Annotated in this window: 19 protein-coding genes; 9 read left to right on the top strand and 10 right to left on the bottom strand. The window is 34.8% G+C overall.

Annotated features, from left to right (window positions below; translation table 11 throughout):
• Positions 1-59 precede the first annotated feature (59 nt).
• A complete protein-coding gene (locus PGOND44_RS10425) occupies positions 60-1,370 on the top strand; it encodes a fasciclin domain-containing protein (RefSeq protein WP_003441248.1) in 1,311 nt (436 codons plus the stop codon).
• A 71-nt stretch (positions 1,371-1,441) separates the two neighbouring features.
• Here PGOND44_RS10425 and yidC read toward each other — a convergent pair whose 3' ends face one another.
• The 3 genes from yidC to PGOND44_RS10440 form a co-directional block, all read right to left on the bottom strand.
• Positions 1,442-3,352 (bottom strand): membrane protein insertase YidC, encoded by a 1,911-nt coding sequence (gene yidC / locus PGOND44_RS10430; RefSeq protein ID WP_003441251.1) that lies wholly within the window; start codon positions 3,350-3,352, stop codon positions 1,442-1,444.
• A 104-nt stretch (positions 3,353-3,456) separates the two neighbouring features.
• Positions 3,457-5,067 (bottom strand): CTP synthase, encoded by a 1,611-nt coding sequence (locus PGOND44_RS10435; protein WP_003441253.1) that lies wholly within the window; start codon positions 5,065-5,067, stop codon positions 3,457-3,459.
• Between the two features lie 82 nt (positions 5,068-5,149).
• Positions 5,150-5,377 (bottom strand): DUF3820 family protein, encoded by a 228-nt coding sequence (locus PGOND44_RS10440; RefSeq protein ID WP_003441255.1) that lies wholly within the window; start codon positions 5,375-5,377, stop codon positions 5,150-5,152.
• A 133-nt stretch (positions 5,378-5,510) separates the two neighbouring features.
• Between PGOND44_RS10440 and sucC the strand changes: the two genes are divergently transcribed.
• A complete protein-coding gene (gene sucC, locus PGOND44_RS10445; RefSeq protein ID WP_003441257.1) occupies positions 5,511-6,704 on the top strand; it encodes an ADP-forming succinate--CoA ligase subunit beta in 1,194 nt (397 codons plus the stop codon).
• A gap of 52 nt (positions 6,705-6,756) precedes the next feature.
• On the opposite strand, the gene PGOND44_RS10450 is transcribed toward sucC, so the two are convergent.
• From PGOND44_RS10450 to rpe, 4 genes are read right to left on the bottom strand one after another with little or no spacing between them, the layout of a single operon-like run.
• Positions 6,757-7,821, bottom strand: coding sequence for a flavin-containing monooxygenase (locus PGOND44_RS10450; RefSeq protein ID WP_003441260.1), 1,065 nt, complete (start codon positions 7,819-7,821; stop codon positions 6,757-6,759).
• Positions 7,822-7,873: 52 nt separating this feature from the next.
• Positions 7,874-8,785 carry a hypothetical protein gene (locus PGOND44_RS10455; RefSeq protein WP_003441262.1) on the bottom strand — a complete coding sequence of 304 codons (912 nt, stop codon included), beginning with the start codon at positions 8,783-8,785 and terminating at the stop codon, positions 7,874-7,876.
• A gap of 48 nt (positions 8,786-8,833) precedes the next feature.
• Positions 8,834-9,793 (bottom strand): YpdA family putative bacillithiol disulfide reductase, encoded by a 960-nt coding sequence (locus PGOND44_RS10460; protein WP_003441267.1) that lies wholly within the window; start codon positions 9,791-9,793, stop codon positions 8,834-8,836.
• 3 nt (positions 9,794-9,796) lie between these two features.
• Entirely contained in the window at positions 9,797-10,459 is a 663-nt protein-coding gene (gene rpe / locus PGOND44_RS10465; protein ID WP_003441269.1) for a ribulose-phosphate 3-epimerase, read from the bottom strand.
• Between the two features lie 119 nt (positions 10,460-10,578).
• On the opposite strand from rpe, the gene PGOND44_RS15880 reads away from it, so the two are divergent.
• From PGOND44_RS15880 to PGOND44_RS10480, 3 genes are read left to right on the top strand one after another with little or no spacing between them, the layout of a single operon-like run.
• Entirely contained in the window at positions 10,579-10,929 is a 351-nt protein-coding gene (locus PGOND44_RS15880; RefSeq protein ID WP_003441272.1) for a DUF6122 family protein, read from the top strand.
• 16 nt (positions 10,930-10,945) lie between these two features.
• Positions 10,946-11,734 carry a hypothetical protein gene (locus PGOND44_RS10475; protein ID WP_003441275.1) on the top strand — a complete coding sequence of 263 codons (789 nt, stop codon included), beginning with the start codon at positions 10,946-10,948 and terminating at the stop codon, positions 11,732-11,734.
• Between the two features lie 4 nt (positions 11,735-11,738).
• Positions 11,739-12,353, top strand: a complete 615-nt coding sequence (locus PGOND44_RS10480) for a deoxynucleoside kinase (RefSeq protein ID WP_003441278.1) — start codon at positions 11,739-11,741, stop codon at positions 12,351-12,353.
• Here the strand turns inward: PGOND44_RS10480 and PGOND44_RS10485 are convergent.
• On the bottom strand, positions 12,350-12,736 hold the full coding sequence (locus PGOND44_RS10485) for a pyrophosphohydrolase domain-containing protein (RefSeq protein ID WP_003441280.1): 387 nt from the start codon (positions 12,734-12,736) through the stop codon (positions 12,350-12,352). The two genes, PGOND44_RS10480 and PGOND44_RS10485, sit on opposite strands and share 4 nt — an antisense overlap.
• A gap of 36 nt (positions 12,737-12,772) precedes the next feature.
• Between PGOND44_RS10485 and PGOND44_RS10490 the strand changes: the two genes are divergently transcribed.
• Genes PGOND44_RS10490 through PGOND44_RS10505 form a run of 4 tightly spaced genes read left to right on the top strand, consistent with a single transcriptional unit; the run spans position 12,773 to position 16,468 of the window.
• Entirely contained in the window at positions 12,773-13,003 is a 231-nt protein-coding gene (locus PGOND44_RS10490; protein ID WP_003441283.1) for a hypothetical protein, read from the top strand.
• 50 nt (positions 13,004-13,053) lie between these two features.
• Positions 13,054-14,904, top strand: a complete 1,851-nt coding sequence (locus tag PGOND44_RS10495) for a sensor histidine kinase (RefSeq protein WP_003441286.1) — start codon at positions 13,054-13,056, stop codon at positions 14,902-14,904.
• Complete coding sequence (locus PGOND44_RS10500) at positions 14,901-15,530, top strand: response regulator transcription factor (protein WP_003441289.1); 630 nt, start codon at positions 14,901-14,903, stop codon at positions 15,528-15,530. Before PGOND44_RS10495 ends, PGOND44_RS10500 begins: the two co-directional genes overlap by 4 nt.
• A gap of 11 nt (positions 15,531-15,541) precedes the next feature.
• Entirely contained in the window at positions 15,542-16,468 is a 927-nt protein-coding gene (locus PGOND44_RS10505) for a 2-hydroxyacid dehydrogenase (protein WP_003441292.1), read from the top strand.
• Between the two features lie 3 nt (positions 16,469-16,471).
• On the opposite strand, the gene crcB is transcribed toward PGOND44_RS10505, so the two are convergent.
• Both crcB and PGOND44_RS10515 read right to left on the bottom strand, forming a co-directional pair.
• Positions 16,472-16,858 (bottom strand): fluoride efflux transporter CrcB, encoded by a 387-nt coding sequence (gene crcB, locus PGOND44_RS10510; protein WP_003441295.1) that lies wholly within the window; start codon positions 16,856-16,858, stop codon positions 16,472-16,474.
• Positions 16,859-16,860: 2 nt separating this feature from the next.
• Positions 16,861-17,895, bottom strand: a complete 1,035-nt coding sequence (locus PGOND44_RS10515) for a GyrI-like domain-containing protein (RefSeq protein ID WP_003441297.1) — start codon at positions 17,893-17,895, stop codon at positions 16,861-16,863.
• Positions 17,896-17,943: the final 48 nt, after the last annotated feature.

Raw genomic sequence — 17,943 nt, forward strand, 5'->3', positions numbered from 1 at the left:
TAACTTTTATTAAACAAAATAATGCTGATATGTTTCTATATTGTCAATAAAAAATAACGATGAAAAAGAAAATGTTTTTGCCTAGATTAATTTTAATAGCAATAGTAGCAGTGTTGCTAAGTGCTTGTTATGAAGACGATGCTGCAGCTCCAATCGCGAACGACCCTACTACTTTCGAAATTATCTCTGAAAGTCCAGATCATACTATATTAGAAGATTTACTTTTGAGTTTTGGTTTAGATGAGGATCTTAATTCAGGATTATTTACTGTATTCGCACCAACTGACGCTGCATTTGGAAATATTGATACTTCTAGTTTAACGGATAGTCAAGTAAAAAATATTCTATTGAATCATGTTGTTCAAGGTGCAGCGGAGTCTTCAAGTCTTTTCTCTACTTACCTGAACACATTAGCTGTGGAAAGTTTATCCGGCGCAGAAAATAATTTAAGTTTATACGTCAATGTAGGAACTGACATAACTTTAAACGGTCAATCTGTTGTTACTGGTCCAGATAATTTGGCCTCCAATGGAGTGGTCCATATTGTGAATGAAGTCATTACTATTCCAAATGTAACTTCGTTTGCTACAGCAGATCCAACATTTGGAATCTTGGTTGAAGCTCTAACTTTGGATGGACAGCCAGATTTTGTAGCTACCTTAAGTTCTTTTGAGGCTCCAGCTCCGTTTACCGTTTTCGCTCCTACCAACGATGCATTTGTAACAGCATTGACTGAATTAGGTGTTGAGAGTTTGACGGATATTGCCCCATCAGTTCTAACGTCTGTATTGAATACACATGTTATTGCTAATGCCAACATCACATCAGCTGAATTGGAAAGCGGAACTGTAGAAACTTTAGGAGAGACGTTCGAGCTAGATGCTGAAAATGCTACAATAACAGATCAAAATGGTAGAACGATTTCTATTATTTTAACCGATGTGCAAGCGGGCAATGGAGTTGTTCATGTGGTAAGCAGTGTAATTCTCCCAGATTTAAATTTAGACCCACTTGTTCAAATGACTGTGGATAATGATGGCGCTCAAGCTTATTTCGTAAGTAATATTATTGGTAATGAAAATGTGACCCCATTAAATACTAATAATAGTCCTTGGACTTTAACTGAAGGTACGCGTTATAAACTTACCATTACTGGGGCTAATTCTCACCCATTTGAACTCAGGAATGGAAATGGAGATGCGCTTTTGAGTCAAAGTAATGACGGGTCATTTGAAGGAGATTCTGCAGTTAACTTTCAAACGGAAGGACAACAATTCGACTTTACAGTTACACCCGAGTTAGCTGCTGAGCTGAATCAATATTTCTGTACGATTCATTCTGGTATGAATGGAACGGTGAGTGTTCAGTAATTTTAGAAGCTTTATCAAACTAAAAAGGAGACCAAAATTGGTCTCCTTTTTTATGAAAAAATAAATTTCTTTTATTTTTTATCTTCTTGTTTTTTCTTTTGTTGCTCGGCAGCTTGTTCCATAATCTGCTGAAATTTTTGGCCAATCTTACCTTTTTTCTTTTTAGGCTTTTTCTTCTTCTCTTCAATTTTAGCGAGGATTTTTTTATCATCTATAATGACATGTTTTATAACTAGCATAATCCCAATGGTAATTAAGTTAGAGATAAAATAATAAAGAGATAAACCACTCGCATAATTATTAAAGAAGACCAGCATCACTAAAGGCGCAAAATACATGATCACCTTCATGTTAGGCATCCCTGGCTGAGAGGCTTGTTGCATGTTTTGTCCAGCAGTCATTTGGGTATAAAAGAAAATAGCTATAGATGCTAAAATAGGAAATAAACTCACGTGGTTTCCGTACGCCCAAGATACTAATGGAATGTAGGCATCCCACTCGAAAATAACGTCGTAACTCGATAAGTCATCCGCCCATAAAAATCCTTTTTGCCTTAAGTCAAAAGCACTCGGGAAAAATTGGAATAATGCATAAAAGACTGGTATTTGTAACAAGGCAGGAATACAACCTGCCAATGGGCTTACTCCAGTTTTACTGTACAGCTTCATGGTTTCCTGCTGCTTTTTCATGGCATTGTCCTTGAACTTTTCGTTGATCTCGTTGATCTCTGGCTTCAAAACTTTCATTTTGGCTTGAGATACGTAAGACTTGTAAGTAATAGGGGATAAGACAATTCTTACAACGATAGTCATGACAATAATGGCAAGACCATAGCTTGGAAGATTACTACTTAAGAAACCAAAAAAAGGAATAAAGACATATCTATTGATCCAGCCGAATAGTCCCCAACCCAGAGGAACAATTTCATCTAATTTTCTCTCGTAAGAACTTAAGACGTCAAAATCTGAAGGGCCATGATACCAATTCATGGACTCAGAGAATTCTCCATTATTCAGTTTTAAAGGGACTTCAGCAAGGAAGTTTTTAGTATAAAGGGTATCAATTTGTTCATCTTGAACCAAGTTCCGTGAAGTCATTTTCCCTTTTTGAAAAGGAGTATCTGTCAACAAAATAGATGTAAAAAAATGCTGTTTAAAAGCTATCCAGTCAATTGATTCATCTTCCTCTATAGCCTCGTCGCCCTGTCCTGTATAATCGTCCTTTCCATCTTCATAGAGGTAAACAATTTCAGTATATCTGTTTTCATAAGAAATACTCTTGGCTTTTCTTAGAACTTTGACTTCCCAAGATAAGTTAGCTTGATCGGAAGAAATCACACTGTTTAAACCTTGAGAGCGAATCCCGAAATTCATCATGTAATCCTCCGACTCAAGTCCATAGTAAAATTCTAGAAATTCAAGATCGGAGACTTTAGCGCGCATAGTCAAGACTTGATTCCCATTCTCAGTGGTAAGATTGGGCTCAAAGTAAAGATCACGAGTATTTATGACACGGCCATCGTTGGTTTCAAATTCAATATTAAAATCGGCATTTCCATCTTTTATGAGATAAACAGGATCGCCTTTGTAGGTGTCAAATTGCTTCATCTTAGCCTCAACAATTTCTCCACCTTTGTTGCTGATCTCCAATTTTATAACCTCATTTTCGATGGTGGTCACTGCATCATCTTTAGCAAAATCTTGTAAAGCAGAATAAGCAAAGGCGCCATAGTCTCTTTTGGCAAGCTCGCTATTTACTGAATCTTGGAGATTGCTAGCAATTCCTTTTTGTGGTGAGGTTTCAGGAGTGCGATTAGAAGTAGATACGGGATTTGTTGAGGAATTAGTTTCAACCTGTTCTGTATTATCTTGTTCAGGAACAACGTCCTCATTAGGATTCATGTACATGACCCCAATCAGAATTAGCCCTATAAGCGCAAATCCAATAATGGAGTTTTTATCAAATGTCTTTTTTTCTTCCATTGACTATATATTGTATATTTTGATTTTACAAAATCTTTGCAAAAATCAACATTTTGTTTCAATTAAGTAAGATTAATCTTGGATTATTTGCTGAATTGATCCCGTTATGATTGATGACTGTATTTTTTTGCAGCTTCTATAAAACTCAAAAACAAAGGATGTGGAGTTGCTACTGTACTTTTATACTCTGGGTGAAATTGTACTCCAACAAACCAAGGGTGATCTTCGAGCTCAATGGTTTCAACAAGTCCCGTTTGTGGATTTTTACCTGAACAGATTAATCCGTGGCTTTCTAAGTCACTTACATATTTGTTATTAACTTCATATCTATGTCTGTGGCGTTCAGAAATTTGAGTAGTTCCATAGATTTCAGCTAATTTAGAGCCAGGTTGCAGTTCACAGTCCCAAGCACCCAAACGCATAGTGCCTCCCATTTGTTGGATATTCTTTTGATCCTCCATGAGACCAATAACGGGGTGTGAAGTTTTTGGATTCATTTCTGTTGAATTTGCTCCTTTCAGGCCTAATACATTTCTAGAAAATTCTATGACAGCCATTTGCAAGCCAAGGCAAATGCCTAAAAATGGAATTTTATGTGTTCTAGCATAATGTACGGCATTTATTTTACCTTCTATACCACGCTCACCAAAACCAGGCGCTACCAAAAGTCCATCGAGTTGATGGAAAATAGTTTCATTGTGCTTTTTCTTTTCCGAGTTGATCCAAACTACTTTTACCTTCACATCATTATAGGCTCCAGCATGAATAAAAGACTCTAAAATAGATTTGTAGGAATCTTGAAGATCGACATATTTCCCTACAAGTCCAATAGATAACTCCTCTTTGGCATTTTTAAGCTTGTCGACGAAGAAGTTCCACTTATCGAGGTTTGGAACTACATTGTCTTCAAGATTAAGTTTTTTGAGTGTAATTGTATCCAGTCCTTCTTCGGCCATTAGGTTAGGAACATAGTAAATAGATTCAGCATCTATGGATTGAATAACCGCTTCTTTCTTAACGTTACAAAATAAAGCCAATTTGTTACGGATGTCATCGTTGATTTGGTGTTCGGTTCTACACACCAAAATTTCAGGAGAGATTCCACTTTCCATCAGTGTTTTGACACTGTGCTGAGTAGGTTTTGTCTTTAGTTCTTTAGCAGCAGACAGGTAAGGAATAAGAGTAAGGTGAATTACTAAAGAATTATGATCTCCGAGCTCCCATTTTAGCTGTCTTACAGCCTCAATATAGGGTAAAGACTCTATATCGCCAACAGTACCTCCAATTTCAGTGATAACAATATCATAGGAGTTGTCTTGACCTAAGATTTGTATACGTTCTTTAATTTCATTGGTAATATGAGGAACCACCTGAACTGTTTTTCCCAAGAAATCTCCTCTTCGCTCTTTATCGATGACACTTTGGTAGATTCTTCCAGTGGTAACATTGTTGGCTTGTGAGGTATTCACATTCAGAAAACGCTCGTAATGGCCAAGATCTAGATCGGTTTCAGCTCCATCTTCAGTGACAAAACACTCACCATGTTCATAAGGATTTAGAGTCCCTGGATCTATATTGATATAAGGATCTAGTTTTTGGATGGTAACTTTATAGCCTCTTGCTTGAAGAAGTTTAGCTAAAGATGCTGCGATTATTCCTTTCCCTAAAGACGAAGAAACACCGCCTGTTACAAAAATATACTTTGTATCGGCCATTTGTGTTGGAAGTTTGTGTCTATATGGGATGCAAAAATATCATTTAATTTTTGCTTAAGAAGGTAAAAACCTTAAAATAATTTCAATTGGTATTTCTGATTTTTCTCAAAATAAATTCAAGTCCATTCACTTTCATCTCTAAGATTTCTTGCATTTGTTGCCCTAGCTTATTTTCAGGGAAACCTTTTCGCTTATACCAAATAAGATAGTATTCTGGGATGTCTGCCAGATAGTAACCTTTATATTTGCCAAAATGCATTTTAGCATGGGCAAGTTCGATAAGGGTTTTTTTCTGAAAATCTGGATTCATAAGGGAAACATTTAAGATTATACTAGTAAGAATCTTGCTTAATGCTAAGATACCAATAAACCTTTTTAAATTATTGTGGCCAACTATTAAATTATTACTTTTGTGCTCCAAATTTATATCATAAAACCTGATTATGAATCTACATGAATATCAAGGCAAAGAAATATTAAGCAGTTTTGGTGTTGGCATCCAAAAAGGGATCCTAGCCAAAACTCCTAAAGAAGCTGTTGAAGCTGCAAAAAAACTCACTGAAGAAACCGGAACTGGATGGCATGTTATAAAAGCTCAAGTTCATGCTGGTGGACGTGGAAAAGGAGGTGGAGTTAAGCTCGCCAAAAACCTTAAAGAGGTGGAGCAGATAGCAGATGAGATTTTAGGAATGCATTTGGTAACCCCTCAAACTAGTAAAGAAGGTAAAGAGGTACATCAAGTTCTTATTACAGAAGACGTTTATTATCCAGGGGATAATGAGCCAGAAGAATATTATATGTCTGTTTTGCTAAACAGAGCTACAGGAAGAAATATGATTATGTATTCTCCAGAAGGCGGAGTGGATATAGAAAGTGTAGCAGAAAATACACCAGAAAAAATATTTACTGAAGAAATAGATCCTGCCACAGGTATTCTTCCGTTTCAAGCTCGTAAAATTGCTTTCAACTTTGGATTAGAAGGGAAAGCCTTTAAAGAAATGACCAAATTCGTTACTGCTTTGTATAAAGCTTATGAAGGTTCTGATTCTTCTTTATTTGAAATCAACCCTGTTTTGAAAACCAGTGATGATAAAATTATAGCAGTAGATGCTAAAGTAACTTTAGACGATTCAGCATTATTTAGACATAAGGATTACCAAAGCATGCGCGATACGCGTGAAGAAGATCCTACAGAAGTTGAAGCTAGAGAAGCTGGTTTGAGTTATGTGAATCTTGATGGTAATGTTGGTTGTATGGTCAACGGCGCTGGACTGGCCATGGCAACTATGGATTTAATTAAATTTGCTGGAGGAGAGCCTGCCAACTTCTTGGATGTTGGAGGAACTGCAGATGCAAAACGAGTAGAGCAAGCTTTTAAACTTATTCTGAAGGACAAAAAAGTAGAAGCTATTTTAATAAACATTTTTGGAGGTATCGTAAGATGTGATCGAGTCGCTAAAGGTATTATTGAAGCTTATAAAAATATGGGAGACCAAATAAATGTCCCTATCATTGTAAGACTTCAAGGAACTAATGCTGAAGAAGCTGTTAAATTGATCAATGAAGCTGGAATTAATGTGGAAACTGCTGTTCAATTTAAAGAAGCTGCAGATAAAGTACAAAAAGTTTTAGCTTAAATCTTAAGTTTATATAATCTTAAAGCCCTGATATTCAGGGCTTTTTTTATGCTTAAATGTTCACCTTTTCCTTTTTAGATTCTTTTTCCAGAATATAATCTCCTAGATAATCAGCATCTTTTTGGATGCCCCCTAAAGTGGCAGAAGCTCTAGTGTGCAACCACGGCAAACCGATAAAATATAAGCCATCAATATTACTTATTCCCCTATGATGAAGAGGGTAGCCGTTTTTGTCTAATTCCAAACCTTCTATCCATTCAAATTTTGGTCGATATCCTGTGGCCCAAATTATATTTCTGACATCAGTTAATTCAGCTTTTTCTGTTACAATTTTATGAGAATTGGCATTGATGGTTTTTCCAACTGGAATTACATTTTCTTTATTCAAAATGCCTTTTACATCTACTCCTATAATGGGTTGTTTGGACTCGCTTATCTTTTTTCCTAACCAAGACGTTTTGCTAAAGCTCAAATATCCCGTCTTAGTGAACCACCACCATAAAGTTTTACCTAAAAATTCCTGCGGTAAAGTTTTAACTTCTGTATCTCCAGAAAAATAGACGTCTCTGTCCGTATTGGAAATTTCGTCCAAGATCTGATATCCAGAATCTCCAGCTCCAACGACCATCGCCTTTCCTTTTTGCAATTGACTCGGATTTTTATAATAATCGCTGTGAATTTGAAAAACAGAGGAATCTATCTTTTGGTAAAATGGGGGTGTGTAAGGAATATGAAATGGTCCTGTAGCTATGATGACTTGCTCCGCTTCATAAAATCCATCTTCGCATTTGACCACAAAATAATCAGATTTATCTTGAATTTCTGTTACTAGAGTATCGAATTCAATAGGAATATCGAAGGTATCCACATAGGATTTAAAATATTCAGCAACTTCATATTTATCTGGATAGTGTCCTTTAGGTTTTGGAAATTTAAGACCTTTTAGATTGTTAAATTCAGAAGGGGTAAATAAGGTTAGAGAGTCCCATCGCTTTAACCAAGAGGCTCCTATTTCACTTTCCTTATCTAAGACTACATAATTCTTTTGTAACTGTTTAAGCTCGTAAGCCATAGACAAACCAGCTTGTGCAGCGCCAATAATTATAAAATCCAACATTTTTTTTTCAGTTTTTTATAATATACACTGAAAAGGGCTTATATCCAAACAGTTAAGACTTTATTCTTTGATTGAGTTTAAAGTATTGATTATAAATATAGAGTATCAACACACCAAAACTCACCGCGACAACAATCAAAATGGTATTGATAATATTATCTGCAGAAAATGAAAGTTTGATAAGAATGGTTGAAATAACAAAACCTGAATTACGGATAACCCTGCTAAATTCTTCAGTTTGAAGGAATGAAAACAATAATAATAGGACATCTATAAGGATTAAAACAGTAAAGAAGTCATCAAAGAAAATGGTATTCACTGTTTTAATAGAGGTAGATGAGTAATCGGTACTATTAAACGTTTCATAAAGCCAGCTTCCAAGAGAAAAAATGGCGAGAAGGACAATAACCGGGACTAAAATAGTTGCAAAAGCATTCTTTACTTTAATGTGGGTTTTAGTCTTGTTGTTCAATTTCTCTTTTTCGACCTTATTTTTAGCATTTAGCTTATAGAATTGAAAAATCAAGAAGAATAAGGCTAAGGTTGCCAATAAATCTACGGTAAATTGGATATCACCTTCAATGGAAAACCAATCGGATGAAAATTCGAGATTCGATAAATCGTAAAAGATTTTCCGAATCAATATCAGAGTAATAATTTCGTATTGCTTACCAATGTAAATGGTAATGGACTTAGGGAGGTAGAACACCAAAAGGTAAACCTCGTAAATTAATATAATTGAGAATGGGGTATAAATAGCAGATATGGGGCTAATAATTAAGTTCCCATCATATTTACCTATATCCAAAAAATCGAAATCTATAAGTCCTATAATCCCTAAGTGGATTCCAAAACTTACGATAGCTACAATAACAATAATTTTCTCTAGCTGTTCTTTTAAGGTCTCTGAGAGGAAAAAAGAATTTAAAGATTTAAAAGACTCTTTGAAATTGAAATTTAACATTTTTAAAGGTAATCAAATTGTTAAATTAAAATTGATAACAAACGTTATTTAAGAATTAATATCCTCCATAATCATTTTGGCGTGAATTCTAGAGTTTTCTATAAACCATTTATGTGTTTCCATACCCCCACAAATAACACCGGCAAGATAGATGCCTTCTACATTGGTTTTCATAGTTTGAGGGTTGTAGGTAGGTATTGAAAGGCCGTCGTCACTTAAGTCCAACCCAAGCATTTTTAGAAATTCAAAGTTTGGGCGATACCCAGTGAGCGCAAGTACAAAATCATTTTCTATTTCTTGAACATGTCCTTGTTCATCTTTAAATTTAACGTAATCTTTTCCAACCTCTGTTAATTCAGAATTGAAATAAGCCTTGATACTGCCTTCTTTAATTCTATTGAGAACATCTGGTCTTACCCAATACTTTACGCGTTCCCCAATTTGCTCACCTCTTACTATCATAGTCACATCGGCCCCTTTTCGATAAGTTTCTAAAGCTGCATCTACAGAGGAATTACTCGCTCCCACAACGACTAGTTTTTGGGTAGCATAATAATGAGGATCTCTATAATAGTGAGAGACTTTTTCCAACTCTTCTCCAGGAATATTAAGGTAATTTGGGATATCGTAGAATCCTGTTGAAACAACAATATTCTTGGCTTGATATTCTGCTTTACTTGTAGATATTGTAAAAAAGCTTTTGTCTTTAGTTACTTTCTCTACTTTTTCAAATAGGTTAATGTGAATTTGCTTGTAGTCTACAATCCTTCTGTAATATTCCAAGGCTTCTTGCTTGGTAGGTTTGTTATTATTACTTACAAATGGAATTTGATCTAATTCTAACTTTTCAGAGGTAGAGAAAAAAGTCATTTTGTCTGGATAATTATATAAGGAGTTGACTAAGGCTCCTTTTTCTATAATGATATAAGAAAGATTCTTTTTTTTAGCTTCTATTGCGCTAGCTATACCTATGGGTCCACCACCAACAATCAACACGTCATACGTCATAGTTTATTTATTTATAGAATTTTTAAGGTTCAAAATAGTTTCTTCTGGATCATCACTTTTAAAGACATAGCTTCCTGCGACTAAGACATCTGCGCCACAAGCTATGAGTTTTTCAGCATTCTTATCGGTGACTCCTCCGTCAATTTCGATCTTAGTATCAGCGCCTTCCTCAAGAATCAATGTCTTGAGTTGTTTTATTTTTTCGTAAGTACGTTCAATAAAGTGTTGTCCACCAAAACCCGGATTTACGCTCATAAGACATACCATATCTATATCATTGATGCAATCCCTCAATAACTCTACATTGGTATGTGGATTAAGAGCAACACCAGCTTGCATTCCATGGTTTTTAATAGATTGTAAGCTTCTGTGCAAATGTGTACAGGCTTCGTAATGTACCGTAAGCATATTTGACCCTAAGTCTGCAAACTCCTTTATATATCGATCTGGATCAACAATCATGAGGTGAACATCGATGAATTTTTTAGCATGTTTGGAAATAGCCTTTAAAACAGGCATCCCAAAAGAGATATTAGGCACAAACACACCATCCATAATATCGATATGGAACCAATCTGCTTGACTTGTATTTACCATTTCTACATCACGTTGTAAATTGGCAAAATCTGCAGCGAGTATAGATGGGGCGATTAGTTTATCACTCATGATTTATATTTTGATGCAAAAATAAGGTTTTAGTCGGGTAAGTTGTCCATATATTCACAAAAACCCTTTGCGTTTAAGAGCTGTTTAACTGTATTTTGCAACTGGATTAAACGATAACGATGTTGCAAACTTTTGTTCATTACGCGAATCATTTTTTAGTGATTTTTTTTATTGCCTGGTTGTATACTCCTAAACACGTTTGGAAAAGCTATTTGGTTTTATTGGCTACCATGCTTGTTGATATAGACCATTTATGGGCGATTCCTATTTTCGATCCCAGTCGATGTAGCATAGGCTTTCATACGTTTCACTCGGAAATAGCGATTCTAGTTTACATCCTCACCTTCATCTTTGTAAAAAATAAATGGGTGAGACTTATAAGCATAGGCTTGATATTTCATATGATTACAGATGCCATTGATTGCATTTGGTCTAACTTTGACTGTTTTCAGGATTATTTCATATCTTGATAAATCATTTGGTTTTATGAAACTGCTCTATTTTTTTTTCCTTCTGAATATTATAACTACTGGTATAAATGCTCAAGAACAAAACCTGAAGCTTATAGATAGTGTAGTCTTGCCCGCAGATCGTTTTTGGGGGGTAGATGTTTACGACAGATTTTACTTTTCTGAAAGAAATGTGTTTTATAAAACTGAAAACAAGCAAAAATTTCAATTTCAAGATTTGCAACTCGGTGATCTCGAAAGTGTAGATTTATTAAATCCTCTAAGCATTCTTTTGTTTTATAAAGAAGCCAATACCATTGTCATTTTAGATAATCGATTGAATGAAATAACCCGTATTAATTTCGGCGTTATTTCAGATTTTAAAACGGTCGATTTCGTGGGTGTTTCTAAAGATAATTTACTGTGGATTTTCAATGCAGATATACAGCAATTGGAATTGTTCGACTATCGAGATGAACTGACACAAAACACCTCATTACCCATAAACCAAGAGATCTTACATTTCAAAAGCAATTACAATTTTTGTTGGCTTCAGCACCCAAACTCATTTACAAAGTTTAACATCACAGGAAGTGTGGTAGATAAATTTAGCTTAGAAGGAGCAATATCCTTTGCTACATTCAAAAGTCAAGTGATGGTACAAACCCAATCGAGTTTGGAGTTGTTTGAAAAGGACCCAAGTCAAAGAATCTCTTTTAAAAAACCTAAAATTACGTTCAATCAATTTTATTTCAATGCCCAAAACCTCTATATTTACAGCGATAAAGTACTTTATACATACACATTAACCACCGTAAATAATTGATTATATGCACGTTGCAATCGCTGGAAATATAGGAGCAGGAAAGACAACTCTTACCCAACTAATAGCTAAACATTATAATTGGAAAGCAGAATACGAAGATGTTATTGAAAATCCGTTTTTGGAGGATTTTTATGAAGACATGAAACGTTGGTCTTTCAACCTTCAAATTTATTTTTTGAACAGTAGGTTTAGACAAATTCTCGAGATCCGCGAAAGCAATACAGACATCATTCAGGATAGAACTATTTACGAAGATGCTTTTATTTTTGCTCCCAATTTACATGCGATGGGTTTGATGTCTAATAGAGATTTCAAAAACTATTCATCGCTATTCGACCTTATGGAATCTGTTACAGAAGCTCCAGATTTGCTGATCTACCTTAGAAGTAGTGTGCCTAATTTGGTAAAGCAAATTCAAAAACGCGGTCGCGACTATGAAAATTCTATTTCTATAGATTACCTTAATAAATTGAACGAGCGCTATGAAGCTTGGATTCAAAATTATGAAAAAGGTAAACTCTTAGTCATAGATGTTGATGAACTGGACTTTGTTGATAAACCCGAAGACTTAGGTTTGATATTTAATAAAATAGACGGTGAAATTCACGGCCTATTTTAACGGATTAGGATATCCTTGAGTTCAGGCTTAAAATAATGGGGTCCTTTTAAAACTTTACCATCTTCTCTGTAAATCGGTTTTCCGTTTTTATCTAGCTTGCTCATGTTGCTTCGATGGATTTCCTCGAAGACTTCCTCTATTTTATGTTGCATGCCATGGGAAATGATGGTACCGCACAGGATGTAAAGCATATCTCCCAACGCATCTGCAACTTCTACAAGATCACCTTGAGATGCTGCTTCTAGATATTCTTCATTTTCTTCTCGCATCAACTTGTAGCGCAGCATGTTTTTATCCAGTCCTAGATCTGCTTTTTGAACTTCTGAAACATCGAGTCCAAAAGCTTTATGAAATATTTTTACATGTTCTAATGTCTTTTTCATAAGATTTAAAAGTATTTTTGTGAAAAATATGAAATTATGTTTACTCCTGGGCGTATTGCCTTTATCATTTTCTTTGTTGTAGTTTTTGTCGCCATTCTTATTTATTCATACATCAAAGATAAAGGGCTCCATAATAAGTACTATAAAGGAAGTTTGTTTGTACTCTTGGGTTTTTTTACATTTATCATTTCACTTGTCCTTTTAAGATTTTATTGGAGAGAGGAATCTATCTTAGACCTCATTAAAAAAATTACGGGAGGTTCTTAGGTTTCTTAAATATTATTTTACCTTTAGGTTAAATTGGAGAAAAAATATCTATGTTTTTTACCAAAACCCTAGGGGTTTTTATTTTAAGTCTACTAAGTTTTAGTTCTATCGCTCAAACACCAGAAATCGATAGCCTTTTTGAACACAATAAATTTGAAACATTAGAGGATTTGTTGTTCCAGTCTGAGGCCTTAGACTCGACTAACTTTAAGCTAGCGAAGACACGCTATCACAACACTTTCAAACAACTAGAAGAATCATTTAAGGTTCTTTATAGTATAGATACCACACTGCTAGATCCTAAGCAAAAGGCTTACTATTTCTATAATCTTGCCGAGTCTTTTGATATGAATAGCAATTTCGATCTTGCTGCGCTCAACTATACCAAGGCACAAATCTATTTTAAAGAGATAGGAGACTTAGTGAGATACAATCGCATCAATTTAGACCTTTTTTATACCGTAGCCAACGAGGATATTTACCAAAAACCAGTAGATTATCTTGATGATTTTCAGCAAATGGCAATCGAACTTAATGATCCCATGCAAATGGTAGATCTAGAAATTGAGTTAGCTTATATGAGTTTGGAAAGCCAAGATTCTACTACAGGTTTTCTCGACCATATTTATAAGGCCTACCGCTATTTGGAAAAAGACCCCAATATTTACAAGCTTGGAAATGTTCACACTTATCATGCTATGTACTATACGGATGTTGTCATCCAAAAAGATTCCGCAGAATTTTATTATAATAAAGGAATTGATATTTATCAACAACTCGGTTTACCTCATAAAGCAGCCCTAGGTTATTTTAGTATGGGAGATCTAAATAGTTTTACAGGAGATTATGAGGAAGCGGTGTATTGGACCAAAAAGGCTAATAATTTAAGGAATTTTAATTACGATTTTGAGTTAACTGCCTACATCAATCAAAAGCTTGCTAAAGATTATAAAGCCCTAAACCAACTCGACTCAGCCTACAAATATTTAAACGAAACTTTACTTTATCGAGACAGTATAGACATTACACAACAAAATATCACGCTAACCCGATTTGAGGCGGAAAAAAAAGAGAGACAGAATTTAGTTTTAGAAAAGAAAAATGAAAGGAGTGAGTCCATTATTTACGGTTCAATAGGAGCCTTTGCCCTTCTTATATTTCTATCCATTGCGACTTATCAAAATGCAAAAAAGAAACAACTACTCATCCAGAAAAACAAGGCTCTCGAAATCAGTAAAATTGAAGAAGAGTTAAAAGAACAAGAAATTAAGGCTATAGATGCTTTAGTGGTAGGACAAGAGAAAGAGCGTGCTAGACTTGCAAGCGATTTACACGATAACATCGGGTCTAATTTTACAGCAATCAAGTCTTATTTCGATCATTTGTATAGGGAGTTAAAAGCAAAAGACTCCAAGCCCTTAGGTTTTGATAGAGCTTACGATCTATTGGAGCAAACCTATCAAGACATTAGATCACTAGCTCACCTTAAGCATAGCGGCCTTATGGCTGAAAATGAACTCATCCCTGCTTTGAGTACTTTAAGCAAAAATATCAGTTCCTTTAGTAAGATTGAAGTGGATTTCTTTCATTTTATCCCTACCGGAGATCGGCTGGATGATAAATTAGAACTAAATGTGTTTAGAATTATTCAAGAGACCATGGCCAACGTGGTTAAACATTCTCAAGCCACTACAGCCTCTATCTCACTCACTAAATCTGATGATCTCTTAAATATTATTATAGAGGACAATGGCGTTGGTTTCAACAAAAATAAAATTGAAGAAAAAGAGTCTTTTGGCTTACAAAGCATAAAACAGCGAGTTACCTATCTAAAAGGAGAATTTACTATAGATTCTGCAGAAGGTAACGGGACTACATTAATAATAGATATTCCACTATGATAAGAGTAGCAATTGCAGATGATCACCAAACTCTCATTGACGGTATAAGTCTTCGGTTTGATGAAAATGAATCCATAGATCTTGTATTTTCTGCCAATGATGGTAAGGATTTCTTAAAACAGCTTAAAATCTCTCCTGTAGATGTTGTGATTACAGATCTTAAAATGCCAAAGATGGACGGTGTTTCCTTAGCTAGGGAGATTAAGCGAGATTTCAAAAATGTAAAAGTTATAGTTCTTTCTATGTTCGATCAACCCGATGTGATTAATAAAATGGTAGATGTAGACGTGGACGGCTATATCTTAAAGACATCTGCGCTAGATGAGTTGGTGACTGCTATTGAAGAGATAAATAAGGGAGAAAAATATTTCGATAAGCATCTTCATGGGCTTACAAGCTTATTTGAGGTTAATTCCACATCTTCAAAAACAAAACTATCGAATACAGAAAAAGACATACTAAACCTCATTGCTGAAGGCAAATCATCTCAAGAAATAGCTGATGAAAGAGCTTGTGCTGTTTCCACCATCCACACCCACCGAAGAAATATGGCTCATAAATTAGATCTATATGGTAAAGGAGAGTTGTTGCGGTATGCTATGGATAAAAAGTATAATTTTGAATAAAATCAATAAGCATGTCTATATTAATTGTAAGTACAAATAGAGATCCCCAAAAATGGAAAGATACACTGATGTCTAAAAATGAATCTTTAGATATCCAGATTTATCCAGATATTGACCGACCAGAAGATATTGAATTTGCCATTTCCTGGAAACATCCAGAAGGTCTTTATAAAGATTTTCCAAACCTTAAAGTCATAGCTTCTATGGGAGCAGGTGTAAATCATATTTTAAAAGATAAAGATTTGCCTAAGCAGGTAAGGGTAACAAGAATTGTCGATGAGCAGTTAACAGAAGACATGAGCCAATTCGTCCTATTAAATTGTTTGGCGGTCTCTAGAAACTTTTTCACACATCTCCAAGATCAACCTGCTAAACTTTGGAATACTAAGCCTTATCAAACTCCAAAAAATACTTCAGTTGGTATTATGGGTTATGGTGTTCTTGGACAAGAAGCTGGTAAAGTTTTAAAAAAAAATGGGTTTGAGGTTATAGGCTATGCCAACTCTTCAAAAACAGTTGATGGCATCCGAGTTTATGGAGAAAAAGAACAGGATGAATTTTTGAATAAAACTCAGATTCTGGTTTGCTTATTGCCAGTAACCGAACTCACCACAGGAATTCTGAATCTTGACCTCTTCAGAAAACTAAAAAATAAAGCCTATTTAATTAATGTGGCTAGAGGAGAGCACCTTAATGAAGATGACTTATTAAAAGCCATTGATCAGGACATTATAAGTGGAGCAAGCCTAGATGTTTTTCGAGAAGAACCTCTTCCTCGTTCTCATCCATTTTGGGAACATCCTCAAATCCAAATTACACCACATATTGCGAGTATGACAGATCCAGAGTCAGTTGCCAATCAATTGCTAGACAATTATGAGAGGATGAAAAATGGAAAAGCCTTACTGAATGAAGTGAATACTGCAAAAGGATATTAAAAGTTAATGTGCAGCTAAGTTTTTAGTGATTATAAAACCTAAAAATACAGCTAAGACTCCCAATACAAGGCTTCCTAGAGCATAAAGTAAAAACTCAAAGTAAAGATTGCTTTTTAATAAATTTAGATTTTCTGAAGAGAAAGTGGAGAAGGTTGTAAATCCGCCACAAAAACCCACTGCTAGTAAAAGCTGTAAATTCGAGTACAGAGCTTCAGATTTCATTAACCAGCCCAATAAAAACCCAATTAAAAGACTTCCTAAAATATTTACGGTTAATGTGCTAAATAAGTCAAACTTGAAGTCTACTTGCGTTTTAAAAAATAGCATTACCAAATATCGGCAGACACTTCCTAATCCACCCCCAAGAAATACTAGCAATACAGACTTCATATTTATTCAATTATGGGGATATAATAATGGGTAATCCACTTGGAAGGATTAACAGTAGAGTTTGAATTGATTTCAAATTCTAGAAAGGGTTTTAGCTGCCTATCGATTTTTAGTGATCTATTTGCAATTATGGTATTGCTATACTCAATAAACTCCTTCATATTGATATAATCCCCTGTAAGCGTGGTTTTAAAATAAGCTCCTTGACTAACGGATTTAGACAAAATCTCATAAGTGTTAGGAATAGCAATATTGTCTTGTGAACCTATTCCTGGAGAAAATATGAGATTATCCGTATTTTCATATAAATTCTCAAATAAAATAAGTCTTCCCTTATAGATTTCAAACTTTTGCTCCATCATAAAGTCTTCTATACTTTTGAAAATGGGCTCAGATTTTTCTAGGATTTTATTAAAGTTAAGTCTAGCTGCAGAGGTAGCGTGAAGCAAGTAAAATCGACCTGTTTCAACTTTACCCACAGCAGTCATATCGTAGACTGAAATTTCTTTCTGAATAAAACTTTCAAGGCTGTTTAAGCTATTTTCGATAGAGGTTTTAGCGATGTCTAGATGTGAAATTCCAGTAAATACGTATTCAGCTTTTTGCCAAAAGCTAGCATCCGATTTTAGATGAAGTATAAGATTTGAGTTCTTTTCTAAAGTTTCGAATTTCCAAGTTAAATCAATTTCAGAAAGGCTTAACCACGTTTTTAAAGTGAGCTGCTGTACAAGTGAATCCGAAACTTTAGATTTATTTTGAAGATTGATACTTTCAAATTTTGAATTCTGCCAAGAAAGTGTTGAATTTTCAAAATCATCGGAGTTGCTTAGTCTAGGATTTATAGCCTCATCTTTACCTATAGAAAACCAGTTGTGATAGGTAGAAAAATCTTTAATCTTCAACTCGAAGAGTTTTGCGTTGATGGGGGTTTCAAAATTTATCGTTTCTTGATTATTTACACTTACCGTTGCAATATAAAGGGAGCCTACAACAAAAAGTAAAACAAGAAGAAAGAAGATATATTTAAAAAATTTCATTTGGTTGTGGTTATATAAACGAATATACTTAAAATCGTGCTATGTTTT

Origin of the sequence: Psychroflexus gondwanensis ACAM 44, assembly GCF_000355905.1 — a bacterium.
In the GTDB taxonomy this organism is placed as follows: Bacteria; Bacteroidota; Bacteroidia; order Flavobacteriales; family Flavobacteriaceae; genus Psychroflexus; species Psychroflexus gondwanensis.

What these genes read in the sequence shown, in the direction of transcription:
- PGOND44_RS10425 (WP_003441248.1), top strand. Translation starts at nt 60, where the DNA reads ATGAAAAAGAAAATGTTTTTGCCTAGATTAATTTTAATAGCAATAGTA.
- crcB (WP_003441295.1), bottom strand. Translation starts at nt 16,858, where the DNA reads ATGAAGTCTGTATTGCTAGTATTTCTTGGGGGTGGATTAGGAAGTGTC.
- PGOND44_RS10505 (WP_003441292.1), top strand. Translation starts at nt 15,542, where the DNA reads ATGTCTATATTAATTGTAAGTACAAATAGAGATCCCCAAAAATGGAAA.
- PGOND44_RS10440 (WP_003441255.1), bottom strand. Translation starts at nt 5,377, where the DNA reads ATGAATCCAGATTTTCAGAAAAAAACCCTTATCGAACTTGCCCATGCT.
- PGOND44_RS10460 (WP_003441267.1), bottom strand. Translation starts at nt 9,793, where the DNA reads ATGACGTATGACGTGTTGATTGTTGGTGGTGGACCCATAGGTATAGCT.
- PGOND44_RS10495 (WP_003441286.1), top strand. Translation starts at nt 13,054, where the DNA reads ATGTTTTTTACCAAAACCCTAGGGGTTTTTATTTTAAGTCTACTAAGT.
- PGOND44_RS10450 (WP_003441260.1), bottom strand. Translation starts at nt 7,821, where the DNA reads ATGTTGGATTTTATAATTATTGGCGCTGCACAAGCTGGTTTGTCTATG.
- PGOND44_RS10435 (WP_003441253.1), bottom strand. Translation starts at nt 5,067, where the DNA reads ATGGCCGATACAAAGTATATTTTTGTAACAGGCGGTGTTTCTTCGTCT.
- sucC (WP_003441257.1), top strand. Translation starts at nt 5,511, where the DNA reads ATGAATCTACATGAATATCAAGGCAAAGAAATATTAAGCAGTTTTGGT.
- rpe (WP_003441269.1), bottom strand. Translation starts at nt 10,459, where the DNA reads ATGAGTGATAAACTAATCGCCCCATCTATACTCGCTGCAGATTTTGCC.
- PGOND44_RS10485 (WP_003441280.1), bottom strand. Translation starts at nt 12,736, where the DNA reads ATGAAAAAGACATTAGAACATGTAAAAATATTTCATAAAGCTTTTGGA.
- PGOND44_RS10480 (WP_003441278.1), top strand. Translation starts at nt 11,739, where the DNA reads ATGCACGTTGCAATCGCTGGAAATATAGGAGCAGGAAAGACAACTCTT.
- PGOND44_RS10455 (WP_003441262.1), bottom strand. Translation starts at nt 8,785, where the DNA reads ATGTTAAATTTCAATTTCAAAGAGTCTTTTAAATCTTTAAATTCTTTT.
- yidC (WP_003441251.1), bottom strand. Translation starts at nt 3,352, where the DNA reads ATGGAAGAAAAAAAGACATTTGATAAAAACTCCATTATTGGATTTGCG.
- PGOND44_RS10500 (WP_003441289.1), top strand. Translation starts at nt 14,901, where the DNA reads ATGATAAGAGTAGCAATTGCAGATGATCACCAAACTCTCATTGACGGT.
- PGOND44_RS10515 (WP_003441297.1), bottom strand. Translation starts at nt 17,895, where the DNA reads ATGAAATTTTTTAAATATATCTTCTTTCTTCTTGTTTTACTTTTTGTT.
- PGOND44_RS15880 (WP_003441272.1), top strand. Translation starts at nt 10,579, where the DNA reads ATGTTGCAAACTTTTGTTCATTACGCGAATCATTTTTTAGTGATTTTT.
- PGOND44_RS10475 (WP_003441275.1), top strand. Translation starts at nt 10,946, where the DNA reads ATGAAACTGCTCTATTTTTTTTTCCTTCTGAATATTATAACTACTGGT.
- PGOND44_RS10490 (WP_003441283.1), top strand. Translation starts at nt 12,773, where the DNA reads ATGTTTACTCCTGGGCGTATTGCCTTTATCATTTTCTTTGTTGTAGTT.